The following is a 13,550-nucleotide window of genomic DNA, read 5'->3' as shown; positions in this document are numbered from 1 at the left end:
AGATATGTCTGAAACTTCCTCCGCTCCGGTCCGCCGCCCGTTCCATCGCCGCCGCAAGACCTGCCCGTTCTCCGGCGCCAATGCGCCGCGGATCGACTACAAGGACGTACGCCTGCTGCAGCGCTACATTTCCGAGCGTGGCAAGATCGTTCCGTCCCGCATCACGGCCGTTTCCCAGAAGAAGCAGCGCGAACTCGCCCAGGCGATCAAGCGCGCCCGTTTCCTCGGCCTGCTGCCCTACGTCGTCGCCTAATCGGTCGACGCCGACACCTTTAGGGAAGGCATTCGTGCCTTCCCTTCTCCCTTCCGCGATGGGCGCGGATCGGAACTCTTAAAACCCATGTTGAGACGTTTCTGAATTTGATTCAGCAACATCCTCTAACTGCTTGATGAAGCAGGACAGCGACCTTGAAACGACCGAACATTAGAACGCTGCTGATCGGCGCACTCGCCGGATTGACCGCCGCCCTGCTGGTGCTGGGCGCGAGCATGCAGCCGTCGTTTTTCAGCGCGCTTCTCTACACGGCCTCGGCGCTGCCGATCCTGATCGTCGGGCTCGGATGGGGCAATGCCGCCGCGGTCTCGGCCGTCGTCACCGCTGCGGCCCTCGGGGCGATCTTGATCTCGCCCTCCTTCGCGCTGATCATGACGCTGGTGACGCTTCTGCCGGCCGGTTGGCTCAGCCATCTCGCCAATCTGGCGCGTCCGGCCGCCGAACTCGGCGGCCCCGACCATCTGCTTGCCTGGTATCCGCTCTCCGATATCCTGCTGCATCTCTGCGGTCTGGTGACGCTCGCCGTCATCGTCATCGGTGTGATCATCGGCTACGGGCCTGAGATTACCGATCCGATCGTCGATCTGCTGATCACCTCGCTCAAGCAGCAGCAGCCGGAATTCATGCCCGATCCGGCGGCGACTGCGCAGACCAAGTCGCTGATCCTGCTGATGCTGCCGGCTTTGCAGGGCGGCATGTGGGTCAGCATGTTATTTGCCGCCTATTACTTCGCCGTGCGCATCGTCTCAGCGTCCGGCCGCGGCCTTCGCCCGCGCGAGGATATTCCCTCGTCGCTGCGCATGAACCGCAACTCGATCTTCATCTTCCTGGCCGGGCTTGCCGCCTGCTTTTTCGGCGGCATTCCGGCGCTGGTCGGTGCGACCGTGATCGGCACCTTCGGCGCCGGCTTCATGCTTTCCGGTTTCGCCTCGCTGCATTTCCGCACGCGCGGCAAGGACTGGCGCATACCGGCTCTCATCCTCTGCTATCTGGCCTCGATGCTCATGCTGCTGCCAGCTCTCCTCATCCTCGTTCTCGGTCTCAGCGATACGCGCAAGGCGATCGCGCTGACCCCGACGAAAGATGCTGATGCCCCCAAACAATCCGATACGAAAATCTGAGACACAAGAAAGGAAAAAGAAAATGGAAGTCATCCTTCTCGAACGCATCTCCAAGCTCGGCCAGATGGGCGAAACCGTAAAGGTTCGCGACGGCTTTGCCCGTAACTACCTGCTGCCGCTCGGCAAGGCGCTGCGCGCCAACGCCGCCAACAAGACCCGCTTCGAAGCCGAGCGTGCGACGCTCGAAGCCCGCAACCTCGAGCGCAAGTCGGAAGCCCAGAAGGTCGCCGACGTTCTCGACGGCAAGTCCTTCATCGTCGTGCGTTCCGCCGGCGAAACCGGCCAGCTCTACGGTTCGGTTGCTGCCCGTGACGTCGTCGAGATTCTCGCCGCCGAAGGCTTCAACATCGGCCGCAACCAGGTTCACCTCAACACGCCGATCAAGTCGATCGGCCTGCACAAGGTCGAACTGCAGCTGCATGCCGAAGTCGAAATCCACGTCGAGCTGAACGTTGCCCGTTCGGCCGAAGAGGCAGAGCGCCAGTCCAAGGGCGAAGAACTCACCTCGGTCGACGCGATCTACGGCGTCGACGAAGACGCGCTGCGTCCGGAAGACTTCTTCGATCCGGAAGCCGACGGCGTCGACGAAGACGAAGCATAATTTCGTCGGAGCGATCCGCGACAGGGAAGCCCGGCCACCGCGCCGGGCTTTTTCGTTTCCATCCCTTCCATAGGCGTAGTGGACTGGGTCGCTTTTTAAGGGGATTGTCCGGATGTTTTTGCTGCGTGCCTTATGGCATCGCGCTAAAGTAGCGTTCTCCGAAACGGATGGGCTGAGTCGGCGCCATACCGTGTCGTGCGGGTGACACTGCCAGTATTTCTCCTTTGTGTCGCCCAAGACTGTGGAGAAGTCGAACAACGTGCACAGCGTTCAGGATTTAGGCGAAGCGAGCCCCCGCTCCTTTCGTAGCCTCTTGATTTTCGCGTCCGGAATTGCAAATCCGGAGCTGGAAAAAGACAGAACGGATGATGATGAACGACGCCGCTCGAAAGATTACAGCTGTTGCCCCGTCGGAGCAGCATTATCGCGAAGCACCCAACAATATCGAAGCCGAGCAGGCGCTTCTGGGTGCGATCCTGATGAACAACGACGCCTATTACCGGGTGTCGGACTTCCTGAAACCGATCCATCTCTATGAACCGCTGCACCGGAAGATCTTCGAGGTTGCCGGCGATATCATCCGCATGGGTAAGATCGCCAACCCGGTGACGATCAAGACCTTCCTGAAAGCCGACGAGAAGGTCGGCGACATGACGGTTTCGCAATACCTGGCGAGTCTCGTCAGCAATGCCGTCACCGTCATCAATGCCGAGGATTACGGCCGGGCGATCTACGACCTGGCGCTGCGCCGGGCGCTGATCACCATCGGCGAAGATGTCGTCAATATCGCCTATGACGCGCCGCTCGACATGCCGCCGCAGTCTCAGATCGAGGATACGGAACGCCGCCTCTTCGAATTGGCGGAGAACGGCCGCTACGACGGCGGCTTCCAGGCCTTCAACGATGCGGTTGCGCTAGCCATCGACATGGCGGCTGTCGCCAAGGAACGTGACGGCGGGCTTTCCGGCATTTCCACCGGCATCCATTCGCTGGATTCCAAGATGGGCGGCCTGCAGCGTTCGGACTTGATTGTGCTGGCCGGACGCCCCGGCATGGGCAAGACCTCGCTTGCCACGAACATCGCCTACAACATCGCCGCCGCTTACGAAGGCGAAGTCCAGTCGGACGGCAGCATGAAGGCGAAGAACGGTGGCGTCGTCGGCTTCTATTCGCTCGAAATGTCGTCGGAACAGCTCGCCACCCGTATCATCTCCGAGCAGACGGAAGTCTCCTCCTCGAAGATCCGCCGCGGCGACATCAACGATGCCGATTTTGAAAAGCTCGTCGCCTGCTCGATGATGATGCAGAAGGTGCCGCTCTATATCGACCAGACCGGCGGCATCTCGATCGCCCAGCTTTCGGCGCGCGCCCGCCGCCTCAAGCGCCAGCGCGGCCTCGACGTGCTTGTGGTCGACTACATTCAGCTGATGACCGGTTCGGGCAAATCCAGCGACAACCGCGTGCAGGAAATCACCCAGATCACCACCGGCCTCAAGGCGCTCGGCAAGGAGCTCAACGTTCCGATCATCGCGCTGTCGCAGCTCTCGCGTCAGGTCGAAAGCCGCGACGACAAGCGGCCGCAGCTGTCCGACCTTCGCGAATCCGGCTCGATCGAGCAGGATGCCGACGTTGTGCTCTTCGTGTTCCGCGAGGAATATTACGTCAAGAATTCGGAGCCGCGCGACATCCACGATCCGAAATATCCGGAATGGGAAGCGCTGTTCGACAAGGTGAAGGGCACGGCCGACGTCATCATCGCCAAGCAGCGCCACGGGCCGACGGGCACGGTGAAACTCGCCTTCCAGTCAGAATTCACGCGCTTTGCCGATCTCGCCGATCCTTCCTTCACACAGTACGAGGAACATTGACGCGGTTTTCCGGGTCAATTTCCCTTAGAAAACTGCGGCCCGCAACAAGGCCACCGCCACAACGCCGACGACGACGCTGGCAAGCATCGGCAGGCGGCGGGCGGCCAGCGCCGTTGCGGCACATGCCAGTGTCTCCGCCCAGCCGGTCGCAAAGGCGGTCGGAGCTATCACGGCCATCAGGACCGCCGGCGGGATCGCCTCAATCGCCGTTTTCCAGCGTTCGTCCAGCTGCACATGACGGATGAGGACGAGACCACTGATGCGCGTGAAAATCGTCGCGAATGCCATAGCGAGGATGGCAAGCAGGGTATTGATATCAAGCGTCATGCGGCCTGCTCCTGTACCCGACCCTTCCAGAAAGCCATCACCAGTCCGGCCAAAGCACCGGCTGCGATATACCAGACGCCCGGCACGAAATGATGGACGACAACGGCTGCAATTCCGCTCGCGGCCAGAATTGCGCCCGTTTCCGGTCCCTTCCAGAAGCCCATGACCAGCACGACAAACACGGCCGGAAAGGCGAAATCGAGACCGATGACCGCGGGATCGCCCAGAAAGGCGCCGAGCAACGCGCCTGCCAGCGAAGAGCCGACCCAGGCGGCATAGAAGGGCATGACGATACCGGCATACCATACGGGCGTCAGCCGTGTGCTGCCGGCGCGGAACTCCGCCATGGCCCAGAGTTCGTCGGCAAGGAACAACATGGCGGCATAGCGCCTGATGGTGGAGAAGGACTGCATCTTCATGCCGATGGAGGCGCTCATCAGCACATGGCGGATGTTGACCAGCAGGGTGGCAAAGCCGACGCCGACCCAGCTTGCCGGATGCGCCCATATATCCATTGCCACGAACTGCGAGCCACCGGCAAAGACCAGCGCGCTCATCAGCGCTGTTTCCAAGACCGAAAGCCCCTTGGTGGCCGAAATCGCGCCGAAAACCAGGCCGATCGGAGCAACGGCGACGACAAGTGGAAAGATGGCGCGCATTCCGGCAAGAAATTCGCCGGCCGGCCGGCTCTGCTGCAACATGGCAACCTCCCGATTAAGATCGCGGAGCAGTAGCCCAGCCCGACCCAGCCGTATTGAACGTAAGTGATCAGCCCGTTCGGAATTGACCGGGTGTTACGCCTGTGCGCGCCTTGAAGTGCCGGGTGAAATGCGCCTGATCGGCAAAACCGCATTCGAACGCAATATCGGCCGGCATGCGCCCCTGCCGCAGCAACCTGCGGGCCACCTGCACGCGCCGGTCCGTCAGGAAGGCATGCGGCGTGATGTGGTATTCCTTGCGGAAGGCGCGGATGAGATGCGCGCGGCTCAACCTCGCCACCCCGGCCAGTTCCTCAAGGCCGACGTCGCTGTCGAAATTCTCGATGAGGTATTCGCGGGCGCGGGCGACGGCGCTTCGCTCCTGCGTATCGACAGGCACGACCATGGTGCTGCCGTGGCGCGCAAAGATCGCCGCCAGCACCGAGAACATGCTTTCATCGGACTCCAATGCACCTGCACCCCTTTCGAGCGTGCGATGGGCGGAGTGAAAAGCATTGGCGAGCTGCGGATCGCGTGGAAGCCCGCCGGAAAAAGACGGCGTCGCGTGAAAGGCCTTGCCGGTCACATCCTCCAGAATATCGATGAATAATTTCATGTCCGGACAGATCATGCGGTAACGGTAGCCCTCGCCGCCGGGAGCACCGTCATGAATGACGCCGGGATCGATAAGATAAAGGTCGCCGGGGCCGGTTTCCTCCCGCCTGCCGCTCAGCGTGGCGATCTGGCTGCCGCTTTCAATCGCGCCGATGCTGAATGTATCGTGCGCATGCGGCGCATATTCATGAGTGAGGAAGGTAGCGCTCAGACACTCCATGTCGCGGAAGCGGCTGTCCCGCCAAAAGCGGGCCGATTCCACGTTGGCGAGCGGCATAGCCTCCGCCGCCTCTTTCTGAGATACGTTCTGCATGCGGGTAGATTAGCGCCGAAGCCGCCATGCGTCTTGAACAAAAGTGATCGTACAGGCGGCAAAGGATGGTATGTGACCGCCCGCGCTTTCCCTTGGTCGCAATGCTCACTAGACTGGGTGAGGTGATTTTCCCTTCATTTCTTCACGGCGATTCATGACAGATTTTCCCATTCCCTTCGACGACGACGATCTTTTCGCTTCCGCAGGCCTGCGGCTGACCGTCGACTTGACCGCGCTGACGGAGAACTGGCGCGATATGGCGCGCCGCTCCGGCGCAGCGCGCGCCTCGGCCGTCGTCAAGGCGGATGCCTATGGCATGGGCATCGAGGATGCCGGCGAAGCGCTCTATATGGCGGGCGCCCGCGACTTCTTCGTCGCGACCGTCGACGAGGGCGTCACCCTTCGCCTCTATGCGCCGGAGGCGCGCATATTCGTGCTCTCCGGCATCTGGCCGGGCACCGAGCGGCGCTTCTTCGACAATGATCTGGTGCCGGTGATTTCCTCCGACGAGCAACTCGCCTTCTGGATGGCGGTGCTGGCCGATTACGGCGACTATCCCTGCGCGCTGCATGTCGATACTGGTTTCAATCGGCTCGGACTGCATATCGACGATGCGATCGCGCTCGTCGACGACGTTTCGCGGCCGGCGAGTTTCGCGCCGGTGCTTGTCATGAGCCATCTCGCCTGCGGCGACGATCCCAGCCATGCGATGAACCGGCGGCAGCTCGAATCATTCCACAGGGTTAGCGCCGCCTATGAAGGCATCGATTCAAGTCTTGCCGCCTCGGCCGGCATCTTTCTCGGCGAGGATTATCACTTCGACCTGACCCGCCCCGGCATTGCGCTTTATGGCGGCGAAGCGGTCTGCGGCATGACGAACCCGATGCGGCCGGTGGCAACAGCGGAAGCGCGCATCATCCAGGTGCGAAATGTCGAGGCCGGCGAGACCGTCAGCTATGGGCGAGCGCTGCAGCTCAACCGCAAAAGCCGGCTGGCGATCGCCTCGGCCGGTTATGCCGACGGCTATATGCGCAGCCAGTCGAGCGGTGGCGTGCCGCTGCGCCAAGCGGTGCCGCAAGGCGGGCAAGGCTTCATCGCCGGACACAAGGTGCCGGTTGCCGGCCGCATCACCATGGACCTGACGATCTTCGATATCACCGACCTGCCTGACAATGCCGTGCGCGCCGGGGATTATGTCGAGCTGTTCGGCAAGAATATGCCAGTCGACGACGTGGCGCGGGCAGCAGGCACGATCGGATACGAGATCCTGACCAGCATGGGGCTCCGCCACGAGCGGCGCTATGTCGCCGAGGAGTAGAGTTCGCCCGTCAACGGCTGCTGAGCGCAAGCCGGACCCCGAGCGCCACGAAGAGCGCGCCGAGGCTGCGATCGAGCCATAGCCCGACTTTCTGATTATGCCTGAGCGCATCGGCAAGGCGCCCTCCGAGAAGGACGAGCGGCGGCTCGATGAAGGCAGCGACGACAATGATGAGCCCGCCATGCAGCAGGAGTTGGGCCCATGCCGGTCCTGCCCCTTCGACGACGAATTGCGGCAGGAAGGCCAGGAAGAAGATCGCCACCTTCGGATTGAGCAGCGACACAAGGATTCCTTGCCGGTAGATCCTTGCGACCGGCATTTCTTCACCGTCAGCCTTTATCAGTCCATTGCCGCCGCCGGCGCGCAAAGCCTGAATGCCGAGCCAGACGAGATAAGCGGCACCGATCCATTTGACTGTCGAGAAGGCGACGGCGGAAGCGGCAAGTATGGCCGAAAGGCCGAGTGCCGCCATCAGGACATGCAGACAGGCGCCGGACCAGACGCCGAACAGCGCGGAAAAACCGGCACGTTTTCCGCTTCTCATCGTGTGGCCGAGGATGAAGGCGATATCGGGGCCAGGCGAGAGGTTGAGCAAAACCGCCGCCGACAGAAATGCAAGCCAGTGTGCGAGCGAATAATCGAACATCTTCCACCGTTCCGGATGACTAGGAGCAAAGGATAGGCACGGGTGCGCTGATGGGGAAATCATTAGTTTTGATCCGTCACGACAGCCATTATCTCAAGCACGATATTGATTCGATGAGGCGGCGCGTCTGCTTCACTTGGAAACCCGGACTGAAAGAGTAATTGATGGCGAAGGCCAGGACACAATTCATCTGCCAGAGTTGCGGCACGGTTCATAACCGCTGGGCCGGCAAATGCGAAAACTGCGGCGAGTGGAACACCATCGTCGAAGAGGACCCGATGGGCGGGATCGGCTCCGGTCCCGGCAAGACACCGAAAAAGGGCCGCCCTGTAGCGCTGACGGCGCTGTCGGGCGAGATCGAGGAGGCGCCTCGCATCCATACCGCCATGTCGGAGCTCGACCGGGCGCTCGGCGGCGGCTTCGTGCGCGGCTCGGCGGTGCTGATTGGCGGCGACCCCGGCATCGGCAAATCGACGCTGCTGATGCAGGCAGCCGCCGCCCTTGCCCGGCGCGGCCACAAGATCATCTACGTCTCCGGCGAAGAAGCCGTGGCGCAGGTCCGGCTGCGGGCGCAACGCCTCGCGGCGGCCGATACCGACGTGATGCTGGCGGCCGAAACCAATGTCGAGGATATTCTGGCGACGCTCGCCGAGGGCAAGCGGCCGGACCTCGTCATCATCGATTCCATCCAGACGCTATGGAGCGAACTTGCCGAATCCGCGCCGGGAACGGTGACGCAGGTGCGCACCGGCGTCCAGGCAATGATCCGTTTCGCCAAGCAGACGGGCGCCGCCATGGTGCTCGTCGGCCATGTGACCAAGGACGGGCAGATCGCCGGACCGCGCGTCGTCGAGCACATGGTCGACGCCGTGCTCTATTTCGAAGGCGACCGCGGCCATCACTACCGCATCCTGCGCACGGTCAAGAACCGCTTCGGCCCGACCGACGAGATCGGCGTCTTCGAAATGTCAGACAAAGGCTTACGCGAAGTCGCCAATCCCTCGGAGCTCTTCCTCGGCGAGCGCAACGAGAAATCGCCGGGTGCTGCCGTCTTCGCCGGCATGGAGGGCACGCGTCCCATTCTCGTCGAAGTGCAGGCGCTTGTTGCGCCGACCTCGCTCGGCACGCCGCGGCGCGCCGTGGTCGGCTGGGATTCGGCCAGGCTGTCGATGATCCTGGCGGTGCTTGAGGCTCATTGCGGCGTCCGGCTCGGCCAGCACGACGTCTACCTCAACGTCGCCGGCGGTTACCGTATCTCCGAACCGGCGGCCGATCTCGCCGTTGCCTCGGCGCTCGTTTCCTCACTTGCCGGTATTGCCCTTCCTGCCGATTGCGTCTATTTCGGCGAAGTCAGCCTGTCGGGCGCCATCCGACCGGTTGCGCACACCGCCCAGCGTCTCAAGGAAGCCGAGAAGCTGGGTTTTTCCGCAGCACTGCTTCCATCCGCCTCCGCCGAACTGCCGAAGGGCTCCGGCGGGCGCTGGAGCGAAGTCGGAAGCCTGCCGGATCTGGTCGCGCGCATCGCCGGATCGAAGGGAGCGCTGCGTGTGGAAGACGATGTTTGATCCTTTCATTGCCAGGAATGGTGATGATATAGGAGGCACACGATAAGGCACGACACGGCCGCCAAGCGGCAGTCCTGGAGTTGAATTTACATGCCCATTACGATTTTCGACGGTATTGTCATCGGCGTCGTGCTCTTCTCCGCCGTGCTGGCGATGGTCCGCGGCTTTTCGCGCGAGATCCTCTCGATCGCCAGCTGGGGCGGTTCGGCCGCCGCTGCCTATTACCTCTATCCCTACCTGCTGCCCTACGCGAAAAAATATACCGATGACGACCGCATCGCGATCGTCGGTTCGGCAGCGGTCGTCTTCCTGATTGCGCTCATCGTCATCTCCTTCATTACGATGAAGATCGCCGATTTCATCATCGACAGCCGCGTCGGCGCGCTCGACCGCACGCTCGGCTTCCTGTTCGGGGCAGCGCGCGGCGTGCTGCTCCTGGTCGTCGCCGTCGCCTTCTGGAACTGGCTGGTCGATGTCGACCACCGCCCGGCCTGGGTTAACGAAGCGAAGTCGAAACCTTTCCTGGATTCGATGGTCGTGAAGCTGAAATCCGTTCTGCCGGAGCAATTTGCCCAGATGATACCGGAAAGCATCCGTGATAAGCTGCAGCCGCCGACACAGGGCGCCGAAGGTACCACTCCGCCGGCGGGCGACCAGGCTCCGGCGGAAGACGCACCGACCGCGCCTGCAGACGGCGCACAGCAGCCGGCGAATTGACACAGTGTTCAAGAGCTTGACCCGCCTTCCGGCAATTGCCATTTGAGCGGAACATGAAATGAGGGTCCGGCCGGGCATTCCAGCTCCGCCGGGCTCAGCTATTTCTGGAAATGCCGATCCATTCTTGTGAGAGCAGAGGCCCGCAGAAATGAACCAGTCCCATTCCTTCCCGACCGACGATCCGCTCGACGGAGATACGCTGCATGAAGAATGCGGGGTTTTCGGAATTTTGGGACATCCCGATGCCGCCGCGCTCACGGCTCTTGGCCTGCATGCGCTTCAACATCGCGGACAGGAAGCAGCCGGCATCGTCTCCTTCGACGGCAAGCGCTTTTATCAAGAGCGCCATATGGGCCTCGTCGGTGACCACTATACCAATCCGATGACGCTCGCCCGCCTGCCCGGCAGCATTACGATCGGTCATACCCGCTACTCGACAACCGGCGAAGTGGCCATGCGCAACGTGCAGCCGCTCTTTGCCGAACTGGAAGAAGGCGGCATCGCCATTGCCCATAACGGCAATTTCACCAACGGCCTGACGCTGCGCCGCCAGATCATCGCGACCGGCGCCATCTGTCAGTCGACGTCCGATACTGAAGTCGTCCTCCACCTCATCGCCCGTTCCCGCCACGCTTCCACATCCGACCGCTTCATCGATGCCATTCGCCAGATGGAAGGCGGCTATTCGATGCTCGCCATGACGCGCACGAAGCTGATTGCCGCGCGCGACCCGACCGGCATCCGCCCGCTGGTGATGGGCGAACTCGACGGCAAGCCGATCTTCTGTTCGGAAACCTGCGCGCTCGACATCATCGGCGCCAAGTTCATCCGCGACGTTGAGAACGGCGAGGTCGTCATCTGCGAAATCCAGCCTGACGGCTCGATCAGCATCGATGCGCGCAAGCCCAGCAAGCCGCAGCCGGAGCGCCTCTGCCTGTTCGAATATGTCTATTTCGCCCGCCCGGACTCGGTCGTCGGCGGCCGCAACGTCTATACGACGCGCAAGAGCATGGGCATGAACCTTGCCAAGGAATCGCCCGTCGATGCCGACGTGATCGTGCCGGTGCCGGATGGCGGCACGCCTGCGGCGCTCGGCTATGCCCAGCAGAGCGGCATTCCCTTCGAATACGGCATCATCCGCAACCATTATGTCGGGCGCACCTTCATCGAGCCGACGCAGCAGATTCGCGCCTTCGGTGTGAAGCTGAAGCATTCCGCCAACCGGGCGATGATCGAAGGCAAGCGCGTGGTGCTGGTTGATGATTCCATCGTGCGTGGGACGACGTCTCTCAAGATCGTCCAGATGATCCGTGAAGCCGGCGCGCGCGAAGTCCATGTCCGCGTCGCAAGCCCGATGATCTTCTTCCCGGATTTCTACGGCATCGACACGCCTGACGCAGACAAGCTACTGGCAAATCAGTATGCCAATGTTGAAGCCATGGCCAAATATATCGGTGCGGACTCGCTCGCCTTCCTGTCGATCGACGGCCTCTATCGCGCCGTTGGCGGCGAGGATCGCAATCCGGCCCGGCCGCAATTCACCGATCACTATTTTACCGGCGACTATCCGACCCGCCTGCTCGACAAGAACGGCGAGTCCATGGGCAACAAGATTTCCATGCTCGCCAGCAACGGCTGACACGGCTCGGCTTTCCCATTATCCATCCCGAGGGGTTCACCGCACCCCTCTCCCCTCGTGAGGGAACACGACATCATGAATATCAATCTTGAGGGCAAGATCGCACTCGTCACCGGTGCGTCGCGCGGCATCGGATATTTCACGGCGCTGGAGCTTGCGAAAGCCGGCGCACATGTGATTGCCTGCGCACGCACGGTCGGCGGGCTCGAGGACCTCGACGATGCGATCAAGGCCATTGGTGGCGCGGCGACGCTCGTGCCCTTCGACCTTGCCGACATGAACGCGATCGACGCGCTCGGCGGCTCGATCTTCGAGCGCTGGGGCAAGCTCGACATCCTCGTCGCCAATGCGGGCGTGCTCGGCGTCATTTCGCCGATCGGCCATATCGAAGCCAAGGTGTTCGAGAAGGTGATGACCATCAACGTCACCGCGACATGGCGGTTGATCCGCTCAGTCGACCCACTGCTTGCTCGCTCGGATGCCGGTCGTGCGGTGATCATCTCTTCGGGTGCTGCCCACAAGTGCCGCCCCTTCTGGGGCGCCTATTCCGCTTCCAAGGCTGCGGTCGAAGCGCTGGCACGTACATGGGCCGGCGAAAGTCAAAGCACACCGCTGCGGGTCACCAGCGTCGATCCGGGAGCGACACGCACGGCGATGCGAGCGCAGGCGGTGCCGGGCGAAGATCCGCAGACGCTACCGCATCCCTCCGAGGTCGCAAAGGCGATCCTGCCATTGCTGGGGCCTGGTGTGACCGAGACGGGTAAGCTGTTCATTGTGCGGGAGAACAAGCTCGTCGATTACCGCCTGCCGGAATAAGCACCTGCATAATTCCTTAAGTCGGAATCGATTCAAGGACAAAATGATGCGGCAATTCAAAGTGCTACAGCGTCCTTTGCGCGTCCGAAAAGACGCGCGGCGCTGTCGACGTCTCAGTTCGCTGCAACGGCTGGGAACAGATGCGCCAGGCCCGCTTCCGACGGGCAAAGCGCATTGAGGTCAACCGGTCCCTGGATGCCGTCCAAGGTGCCGTTGTCGGCAAATTGCCAGATTGACCAACGACTGCACTCTTCCTGTCTCGGTTCCCTGAACACACTGCGCAGCCACAGATAGTGGTCAGGAAAGCGCGATTCATTGCCTTTCAGAAATTGATCGAAGAACTCCTGAGTGACGTAAAAAATAGGTTTCTCCGGAAAAGTGCCCTTCAGCTCGGTGAAGAAGGCGTTCACCTCGGCAGCCATTTCCTCGAGCGTCGGGATTTTGTTGCAATTGCCGACAAACTCCAGATCGATGGCGATGGGCAGAGTTCCCTGCTCCTTCGGCACAGTCGCCAGGACATTCTGCGCCTGATCCTTGCCCGGTCGGCAGAAGGTGAAGAAATGATAAGCGCCCCTGACCAATCCAGCATCTCCGGCGCGCTGCCAGTTGTCGGCGAATTTGGAATCCCGATGATCTCCACCTTCGGTCGCCTTCATGAAGGCGAAGCGGACATTCGCCTGCGAGGCAACCACCTTCCAATCGATATCACCTTGGTGATGGCTGACATCGATGCCTTGGATCGGATAGCTGCTTAAGGAGGGATTGTTGAAGCGAAGCATTCCGAAATCGTATGCGAAATATGCCGCGAATGCGACAACCAGAATTGCAGTCGCTCCGATCGCCGATCGAGCCAGTCTCCGCATCCCTTCCTCCCAATTAACAACAGTTTCTCAACCGGCTATGCGAATTTTGCGCCGCGAAAATGGCGAGGGAATTTCAAGGGCGCGCCAACGGGTTTCATCATCGCATGGATGGATCCTGTTGCCGCTGGATCGCTCTTCGCCCCCCTTGACCGGAAGCGCGAACCGGGCC

14 protein-coding genes are annotated in these 13,550 nt (G+C 61.5%); 9 read left to right on the top strand and 5 right to left on the bottom strand.

Annotated elements, in window-relative coordinates; genetic code table 11:
* Nucleotides 1-4 precede the first annotated feature (4 nt).
* The 4 genes from rpsR to ACD590_RS06250 all read left to right on the top strand — a co-directional run bounded on the left by rpsR (nt 5) and on the right by ACD590_RS06250 (nt 3,864).
* Nucleotides 5-253 carry a 30S ribosomal protein S18 gene (gene rpsR / locus ACD590_RS06265; protein WP_003547038.1) on the top strand — a complete coding sequence of 83 codons (249 nt, stop codon included), beginning with the start codon at nt 5-7 and terminating at the stop codon, nt 251-253.
* A 155-nt stretch (nt 254-408) separates the two neighbouring features.
* Nucleotides 409-1,395, top strand: a complete 987-nt coding sequence (locus ACD590_RS06260) for a DUF2232 domain-containing protein (RefSeq protein ID WP_018241442.1) — start codon at nt 409-411, stop codon at nt 1,393-1,395.
* Nucleotides 1,396-1,417: 22 nt separating this feature from the next.
* Nucleotides 1,418-1,996: a 50S ribosomal protein L9 gene (gene rplI, locus ACD590_RS06255; protein ID WP_018241441.1), complete on the top strand. Its 579-nt coding sequence runs from the start codon at nt 1,418-1,420 to the stop codon at nt 1,994-1,996.
* 371 nt (nt 1,997-2,367) lie between these two features.
* On the top strand, nt 2,368-3,864 hold the full coding sequence (locus tag ACD590_RS06250; RefSeq protein WP_026188341.1) for a replicative DNA helicase: 1,497 nt from the start codon (nt 2,368-2,370) through the stop codon (nt 3,862-3,864).
* Between the two features lie 24 nt (nt 3,865-3,888).
* Here the strand turns inward: ACD590_RS06250 and ACD590_RS06245 are convergent, their stop codons facing one another.
* The 3 genes from ACD590_RS06245 to ACD590_RS06235 form a co-directional block, all read right to left on the bottom strand.
* Complete coding sequence (locus ACD590_RS06245; RefSeq protein ID WP_018241439.1) at nt 3,889-4,191, bottom strand: AzlD family protein; 303 nt, start codon at nt 4,189-4,191, stop codon at nt 3,889-3,891.
* Nucleotides 4,188-4,892 carry an AzlC family ABC transporter permease gene (locus tag ACD590_RS06240; RefSeq protein WP_130652132.1) on the bottom strand — a complete coding sequence of 235 codons (705 nt, stop codon included), beginning with the start codon at nt 4,890-4,892 and terminating at the stop codon, nt 4,188-4,190. Before ACD590_RS06240 ends, ACD590_RS06245 begins: the two co-directional genes overlap by 4 nt.
* Before the next feature lie 67 nt (nt 4,893-4,959).
* Entirely contained in the window at nt 4,960-5,781 is an 822-nt protein-coding gene (locus ACD590_RS06235) for an AraC family transcriptional regulator (RefSeq protein WP_439003517.1), read from the bottom strand.
* A 190-nt stretch (nt 5,782-5,971) separates the two neighbouring features.
* Here ACD590_RS06235 and alr point away from each other — a divergent pair, with 190 nt between their 5' ends.
* The gene (gene alr, locus ACD590_RS06230; RefSeq protein ID WP_018241436.1) at nt 5,972-7,135 is read left to right on the top strand and encodes an alanine racemase; all 1,164 of its coding nucleotides are present in this window, start codon (nt 5,972-5,974) and stop codon (nt 7,133-7,135) included.
* 10 nt (nt 7,136-7,145) lie between these two features.
* On the opposite strand, the gene ACD590_RS06225 is transcribed toward alr, so the two are convergent.
* Complete coding sequence (locus ACD590_RS06225) at nt 7,146-7,781, bottom strand: LysE family translocator (RefSeq protein WP_018241435.1); 636 nt, start codon at nt 7,779-7,781, stop codon at nt 7,146-7,148.
* 164 nt (nt 7,782-7,945) lie between these two features.
* Between ACD590_RS06225 and radA the strand changes: the two genes are divergently transcribed.
* The 4 genes from radA (at nt 7,946) to ACD590_RS06205 (ending at nt 12,518) form a co-directional block, all read left to right on the top strand.
* Nucleotides 7,946-9,346: a DNA repair protein RadA gene (radA, locus tag ACD590_RS06220; protein ID WP_012756823.1), complete on the top strand. Its 1,401-nt coding sequence runs from the start codon at nt 7,946-7,948 to the stop codon at nt 9,344-9,346.
* Nucleotides 9,347-9,436: 90 nt separating this feature from the next.
* On the top strand, nt 9,437-10,063 hold the full coding sequence (locus ACD590_RS06215) for a CvpA family protein (RefSeq protein WP_018241434.1): 627 nt from the start codon (nt 9,437-9,439) through the stop codon (nt 10,061-10,063).
* 148 nt (nt 10,064-10,211) lie between these two features.
* The gene (purF, locus tag ACD590_RS06210; RefSeq protein ID WP_018241433.1) at nt 10,212-11,702 is read left to right on the top strand and encodes an amidophosphoribosyltransferase; all 1,491 of its coding nucleotides are present in this window, start codon (nt 10,212-10,214) and stop codon (nt 11,700-11,702) included.
* Nucleotides 11,703-11,777: 75 nt separating this feature from the next.
* Nucleotides 11,778-12,518: an SDR family NAD(P)-dependent oxidoreductase gene (locus ACD590_RS06205; protein ID WP_018241432.1), complete on the top strand. Its 741-nt coding sequence runs from the start codon at nt 11,778-11,780 to the stop codon at nt 12,516-12,518.
* Between the two features lie 113 nt (nt 12,519-12,631).
* Here ACD590_RS06205 and ACD590_RS06200 read toward each other — a convergent pair whose 3' ends face one another.
* On the bottom strand, nt 12,632-13,381 hold the full coding sequence (locus ACD590_RS06200; protein WP_018241431.1) for a glycoside hydrolase family 25 protein: 750 nt from the start codon (nt 13,379-13,381) through the stop codon (nt 12,632-12,634).
* Nucleotides 13,382-13,550: the final 169 nt, after the last annotated feature.

Source organism: Rhizobium sp. 862_C5_N1_2 (assembly GCF_051811205.1).
Lineage (GTDB): Bacteria > Pseudomonadota > Alphaproteobacteria > Rhizobiales > Rhizobiaceae > Rhizobium > Rhizobium leguminosarum.
The sequence above is the reverse complement of the archived record's forward strand: the minus strand, read 5'-3'. Positions and strand labels throughout refer to the sequence as shown.

What these genes read in the sequence shown, in the direction of transcription:
- ACD590_RS06205 (WP_018241432.1), top strand. Translation starts at nt 11,778, where the DNA reads ATGAATATCAATCTTGAGGGCAAGATCGCACTCGTCACCGGTGCGTCG.
- ACD590_RS06245 (WP_018241439.1), bottom strand. Translation starts at nt 4,191, where the DNA reads ATGACGCTTGATATCAATACCCTGCTTGCCATCCTCGCTATGGCATTC.
- ACD590_RS06200 (WP_018241431.1), bottom strand. Translation starts at nt 13,381, where the DNA reads ATGCGGAGACTGGCTCGATCGGCGATCGGAGCGACTGCAATTCTGGTT.
- ACD590_RS06250 (WP_026188341.1), top strand. Translation starts at nt 2,368, where the DNA reads ATGAACGACGCCGCTCGAAAGATTACAGCTGTTGCCCCGTCGGAGCAG.
- ACD590_RS06225 (WP_018241435.1), bottom strand. Translation starts at nt 7,781, where the DNA reads ATGTTCGATTATTCGCTCGCACACTGGCTTGCATTTCTGTCGGCGGCG.
- alr (WP_018241436.1), top strand. Translation starts at nt 5,972, where the DNA reads ATGACAGATTTTCCCATTCCCTTCGACGACGACGATCTTTTCGCTTCC.
- ACD590_RS06215 (WP_018241434.1), top strand. Translation starts at nt 9,437, where the DNA reads ATGCCCATTACGATTTTCGACGGTATTGTCATCGGCGTCGTGCTCTTC.
- radA (WP_012756823.1), top strand. Translation starts at nt 7,946, where the DNA reads ATGGCGAAGGCCAGGACACAATTCATCTGCCAGAGTTGCGGCACGGTT.
- rplI (WP_018241441.1), top strand. Translation starts at nt 1,418, where the DNA reads ATGGAAGTCATCCTTCTCGAACGCATCTCCAAGCTCGGCCAGATGGGC.
- ACD590_RS06235 (WP_439003517.1), bottom strand. Translation starts at nt 5,781, where the DNA reads ATGCCGCTCGCCAACGTGGAATCGGCCCGCTTTTGGCGGGACAGCCGC.
- ACD590_RS06240 (WP_130652132.1), bottom strand. Translation starts at nt 4,892, where the DNA reads ATGTTGCAGCAGAGCCGGCCGGCCGGCGAATTTCTTGCCGGAATGCGC.
- purF (WP_018241433.1), top strand. Translation starts at nt 10,212, where the DNA reads ATGAACCAGTCCCATTCCTTCCCGACCGACGATCCGCTCGACGGAGAT.
- rpsR (WP_003547038.1), top strand. Translation starts at nt 5, where the DNA reads ATGTCTGAAACTTCCTCCGCTCCGGTCCGCCGCCCGTTCCATCGCCGC.